The organism is Mycobacterium sp., from assembly GCF_035499775.1.
Lineage (GTDB): Bacteria > Actinomycetota > Actinomycetes > Mycobacteriales > Mycobacteriaceae > Mycobacterium.
The window spans coordinates 1-5,087 of sequence record NZ_DATJYB010000417.1 but is presented as its reverse complement, the minus strand read 5'-3'; the positions used below and the strand labels follow the sequence as shown (position 1 = coordinate 5,087).

General features: G+C 64.2%; 5 protein-coding genes and 1 tRNA gene. 5 read left to right on the top strand and 1 reads right to left on the bottom strand.

Annotated features, from left to right (window positions below; translation table 11 throughout):
* From VML93_RS25870 to VML93_RS25860, 3 genes are all read left to right on the top strand, one after another.
* Window positions 1–1,502: glycosyltransferase family 2 protein (locus tag VML93_RS25870; protein ID WP_325615119.1), on the top strand; the 1,502-nt coding region annotated here is incomplete at its 5' end.
* Entirely contained in the window at window positions 1,499–2,569 is a 1,071-nt protein-coding gene (locus VML93_RS25865) for a glycoside hydrolase family 26 protein (protein WP_325615118.1), read from the top strand. The genes VML93_RS25870 and VML93_RS25865, both read left to right, overlap by 4 nt.
* A gap of 41 nt (window positions 2,570–2,610) precedes the next feature.
* Window positions 2,611–2,686: transfer RNA gene (locus VML93_RS25860), tRNA-Arg, on the top strand.
* Between the two features lie 673 nt (window positions 2,687–3,359).
* Here VML93_RS25860 and VML93_RS25855 read toward each other — a convergent pair.
* Window positions 3,360–3,749 carry an HtaA domain-containing protein gene (locus VML93_RS25855; protein ID WP_325615117.1) on the bottom strand — a complete coding sequence of 130 codons (390 nt, stop codon included), beginning with the start codon at window positions 3,747–3,749 and terminating at the stop codon, window positions 3,360–3,362.
* Window positions 3,750–4,123: 374 nt separating this feature from the next.
* On the opposite strand from VML93_RS25855, the gene VML93_RS25850 reads away from it, so the two are divergent.
* Together VML93_RS25850 and VML93_RS25845 are read left to right on the top strand one after the other, a co-directional pair.
* Window positions 4,124–4,654, top strand: a complete 531-nt coding sequence (locus tag VML93_RS25850; protein WP_325615116.1) for a sigma-70 family RNA polymerase sigma factor — start codon at window positions 4,124–4,126, stop codon at window positions 4,652–4,654.
* Window positions 4,651–5,087, top strand: a 437-nt coding sequence (locus VML93_RS25845) for an anti-sigma factor family protein (RefSeq protein WP_414686444.1), incomplete at its 3' end; no start/stop codon positions are given. The genes VML93_RS25850 and VML93_RS25845, both read left to right, overlap by 4 nt.

Below are 5,087 nucleotides of genomic sequence, written 5' to 3'. Positions count from 1 at the left end.
GCGCCCCCGTCGACGCTGAGCTCTCGAGCTATGAGCATCGTGAAGTTGCTCTGCTCGCCGGGATGTCTCTGATCAGCATCGTCTGTCTCGCGGTGAGCCAGGTCCGTTTCGTGCAGATCGCCGGCTGGCTCGTGCTCCTGCTCCCCGCGCTTGCGTTCACGATCGTCTACTACCTCCTTTCGTTGATTACGAGCATCGGTAGCCGCAACTTCGACGTTGCTGCACATCGCCGGATGGTCGAGGAATGGGCGCCGGCTGCGTACCCGTCGGTGGATGTGCTGCTGCCGATCTGCAACGAAGGCATCGACGTGCTGATCAACACCTGGACACACGTTGCGGAGATGGCCGACCACTATCCCGGTGACGTGCTTGTGCATGTTCTCGATGACGGCGCTTCAGCTGAGGCCGAGGTCGAAGCAGCGCGATTCGGATTTCGCTACGCGGTGCGTCCGAACCGCGGCTGGCTGAAGAAGTCCGGCAACCTGCACTTCGGGTATGAGACCTCGAACAACACCTATCTCGTCGTCTTCGACGCCGATTTCTGTCCCCGGCCGGATTTCTTGAACCACCTCCTGCCCTACCTCGAGGACGACCCGGAACTGGGGATCGTGCAGTCGCCACAGTTCTTTCGGTCGAGTCCGCGGCAGACCGTCATGGAGCGGGGGGCGGCTGCGGTCCAGGAGTTGTTCTATCGGATGATCCAGGTGTCGAGGGACAGCCATGGCGGCGCGATCTGTGTCGGTTCGTGTGCGGTCTATCGGAGGGCCGCCCTCGACACCATCGGTGGAACCGCGCTGATCGAGCATTCCGAGGACGTTCATACCGGCTTCGATCTTTCCCGAGCCGGCTGGCGGCTTCGCTACGTCCCAGTGCCGCTGGCCACGGGCCTGTGCCCGGAGCATCCCGACGCTTTCTTGACCCAGCAGTATCGGTGGTGTGCAGGCTCGATGAGCCTCGTCGCCTCCCGCAAGTTCTGGTCGACCCGGATGCCGACGATGACACGGCTTTGCCACCTGTCCGGCCTCTGCTACTACCTGCACACAGCGGTGTTCGTGTTCTTTGCACCGGCCATCCCGTTGGTGCTGATTATCGCCGAGCCCAGCCACGTTCAGTTCGCCAACTACGTGCTGATTCTCCCCAGCACGTTCTACGCGGTGGTGATCTTCCCACTCTGGAACCGGATCAGATACGGCCCGTCGGCTCTTATGGCGAAGTACCTGTATGGCTGGGCGCACCTGTTTGCGATCTTGGACATTTTCACCGGCCGTTTGCGTGCCTGGCAGGCCACCGGGAGCGGGACCGTCAATCGCGACACTCGGCGAATCTGGATTGGGATCTGCGCGTGGGGCGTCACGGCTAGCGTGGCATGGGTACTGGGTGCGGCAATCCGTGGATTGCAGTACAGGCCGATCGACTGGCTGTTTATGGAGTTGTTCGGTCTGTCCTATGCCTTCGTTTTGGTCATGGCGTTACGAGCACGGAGGGTAAGCGCGCAGTCATGAACTCTCGAGTAGGGGTCGGTCTGGTGGCGGCGGCGCTGGCGCTGATCGCCGGCTGCGCCAGCACGGACCAGTCGACGAAGGGAGCCCAGGTCACCGGGTTGCTTGCGGCTGGGCCGCAGGCCTACCAGAGCACCGCTGCCCATAGTCCGGGCGGGAGGCACGGGACGCTCCTCCACCCGACAAAGAAGTACTTCGGTGTGTCGGCCATCGGCGTCCCTCAGTCCGTAGGTCCCCTTCAGACTCTCGGCCACCAACTGTCGAAAGAACCCAACATGGCGGAGTGGTACACCGACTGGACCCATCCTTTCGACGTAGGAGAAGCGCAGGGTCTGTGCAATGAAGGTGTGGTGCCCGTCTGGTCGTGGGAGTCGTGGGACTGGTCGGTCATCTCCGATGGCGCGGTCGCGAGGTCGCAGCCGGCCTACGCGCCGCGCCGGATCGCGGCCGGTGCGTATGACTCCTATATCAAGTCGACGGCACAAGAGATCAAGACGCTGCACTGCCAGCTCGTCCTTCGGTTCGACCACGAGATGAACGGTCACTGGTATCCGTGGGGCGTTGCGACGGCTGGTATGCACAACACCACCGGACAGTACGTCGCGATGTGGCGCCACGTGTGGAGGATCTTCCACCGGCAAGGCGTGACGAACGTGAAATGGATGTGGAGCCCAAACCTTCTCTACAAGGGCGGGGTGGACAAGCTCGGCGCCCTCTACCCGGGCAACTCCTATGTCGACCTCGTCGGGATGGACGGCTATCTAATCCCGGCCGGGCGTAGCGCCGGCTCGGTGTTCAACCCGATCATGGCGAAGCTGCGGAGGGTGGCTCCGTCGAAACCGTGGATCGTGGCCGAAACTGGGGTGGCGCAGGGATCCGGGCAGCCCGGTGGCATCTCTCGGCTGCTGAAGATGGTCCGGACCAACAAGAAGCTGATCGGGCTGATCTACCTCAACGAGGCGGAGCGGCGCTCCGATTGGCGGTTCACCCAGACTCGGGCCTCACGTCACGCGATGAGGATTGCGCTCGCCTTCCCGGCCTACGGCCACGCTCCTGCTGGCGTCGTCTGAGCCGTCGGGCTACCGCTAGACTCGATCGCGCTTCGCCACCGGCGCTCGTAGCTCAACGGATAGAGCACTTGACTACGGATCAAGAGGTTGGGGGTTCGAATCCCTCCGAGCGCGCCAACTCCGAGCGCGCCACGCGCACAGCTAGATGGGAAATGGCGCCCATCTAGCTGGATCGTTGGTGTCGTTTCAACCCTCGTCGTGGCGTCAGCATGCTCGTCGGTTTCGTCGAGCGGTCCAATCGCCCACTCTGTCCATCCGAAGGGGTTCGTTCCGGTTTCGGCAGGCTCAGTCGGCATGTATGTGCCCGGCAACGGGCCGGTGACTGACACAGCGCACGCCGTCCCGCACCGCGCGAGGTTCACCTTCGGCGTCATGATCTGTGCGACTGGCACTAGCAATCACGGTCCGTCGAGTAGGTACCGGCACCGGCACGGATGACGGCTTCGTCATCACGTACAAGAACGACCAGGGGCAAGCGGGACAAGCGTGGGTGCCTTGGATCTACAACCTCTGCGCTCCTCACGACACGACAACGAGCTTCTGTCCCCTCCCCCCGTCCTCGTAACGGCGAACGCGACCCGGTCTGAACCCCTCGCTCGTCGCGCAGCTTCTTAGGTCGAGTCTGGAGTCGCTCGCGGACCGAACGGTGTCCCCAATGAAGGACGGAATCAACGCAGGATCGTCAGGTGGCGGTGACTGGTGATGTTCCCCTTGGCGACAGCAGGATCGACCGGCAGTAGCGGGAGTCAGGTGCTCCCGCCACTGCCGGAGATCTCCCTGGGCGGTCTCGTCAGTTTGTGAGCTCGCGGGTCTTGGCGCTCACCCGGACTGTCCCGATGGGCAGGCCCTTGCTGAACAGGGTGGTTGAGAAGTACTGGTTCAGAGCCTTTGCGGCGGCCGCATCCAGCGTGGCCGTGATGTTGCTGACCGCCAGAGTGTGCCGGCTGGCCGCGACCTTCGCCTTACGCAAGCTCAGGTCCAGAATCTTGATCCGTGCCGCAGCTTGATCGGCGTAGCCGGTCAGGGAACCCGTCACGGTGTTGACCGTGAAGTCGCGAATGGTGAGGGTCTTGCCGCCTGCGGTGAAGGTGAGCCCACCATCGTGAGTGATCGACCCGGCCAAGCTCTTGGCGTTGATCAGGCCGCCCTGGATGGGGAACGCGATACCTGACGAGACCACTTTTGCCTCACTCGCTGGGGCAACCGACACGCCGTGAGAACTCAGTGCCGACGCAGTCGCGGAAGCCAGCTTGAGCGTCGTGACCCCGCCCGTGAACACAATGAGCTTTGCAGGGTGGTGTTTCGACACTGGGTGAGCAGCTGTCGATGGGTGAGCGGCGGCAGCACTCACACCGAGCGCTGAACCGGTCAGTACCAACGCGCACCCGGCGGCGACGGTGGCGAAACGGTGTTTGACTAGCACAGTGGCCTCCTTGGCGGTGGACGGGCCTGTTGCCCGCTCCTGTGCAGCTATGCGAGTCGTGGCAGCCGAACGGTTGCACGGGACACCAATGCAACCGATCAGGGTCACCGATACGCAGAGAGAGTGTGGGGATGGACACCGGGCCCGCGATCAGCGACATCGCTGCGCGGCTGGCGGTCGATGACGACGCGATCGGGCAGGCATACGCCTTGCTTGCCCCGACCGTGCTCGGCTACCTCCGCCGAGTGGTCCCACCCGGCGACGCGGAAGACGTCCTTCAACACACATTCCTCGACGTCTGGCGGTGCAGAGAACAGTACGACGCCAGCAGGTCACTCGCGGCTTGGGTGATGGGAATCGCCAAGCATCGCGCCGCCGACCAGCTCCGCTCCCGGCGACCCGAACCCGTCGCAGACCTGCCGCAGGACAGCGCGCTCATCGCCGACGACCTGGCTGAACGCTTCGCCCGCTCCCAACAGATCCGTGACGCGCTCGCCACGATCAGCCCGGAACAACGCCAAGTGCTCATGCTGGTCTACTTCGACGACCTGAGCCTGTCTCAGGTCGCCGAGTGGGTCGGCGCGCCGCTGGGCACCGTTAAGGCACGCGCCGCACGCGGGTTACGCGCACTCGCCGCAGCGCTGGAAGGAGCGCCGCGATGACCAGCGACAGCGAGCACGTCGACCTGGCCGGCCTGCTCAGCGGCGAACTTCCCCCAGCGGAACGCACTGTCACAGTTGGCCACATCCGTGGCTGCGACCACTGCCGAGATCAGCTCGCGGAGACCGCCGCGCTCGTCGGCGAACTCAGGGACGCCGGACGGCACCGCCCGGTCGACCCCTCCGAGGTGCCTCCACTCGACCTCGCCGCCATCGAAGCCTCCGCCCCCCTACCGATCCCACCAGTGATCGAGCCGATCACCGTCGGTTCGTCCGACAAGGGCGAACCTGGAACGTCGACTGCCCCGACAGGCTCGTCGATCAGCCGTCGTCTCGCGCTGGCCGTCGCGGCGGCGGTGATCGTTGCCCTTGCCGGCGGGATTGCGATTGGCCACACCTACCAGAGCTCGCGTCCACCGCCAACAGAAGTGCGGCT

What these genes read in the sequence shown, in the direction of transcription:
- VML93_RS25865 (WP_325615118.1), top strand. Translation starts at nt 1,499, where the DNA reads ATGAACTCTCGAGTAGGGGTCGGTCTGGTGGCGGCGGCGCTGGCGCTG.
- VML93_RS25850 (WP_325615116.1), top strand. Translation starts at nt 4,124, where the DNA reads ATGGACACCGGGCCCGCGATCAGCGACATCGCTGCGCGGCTGGCGGTC.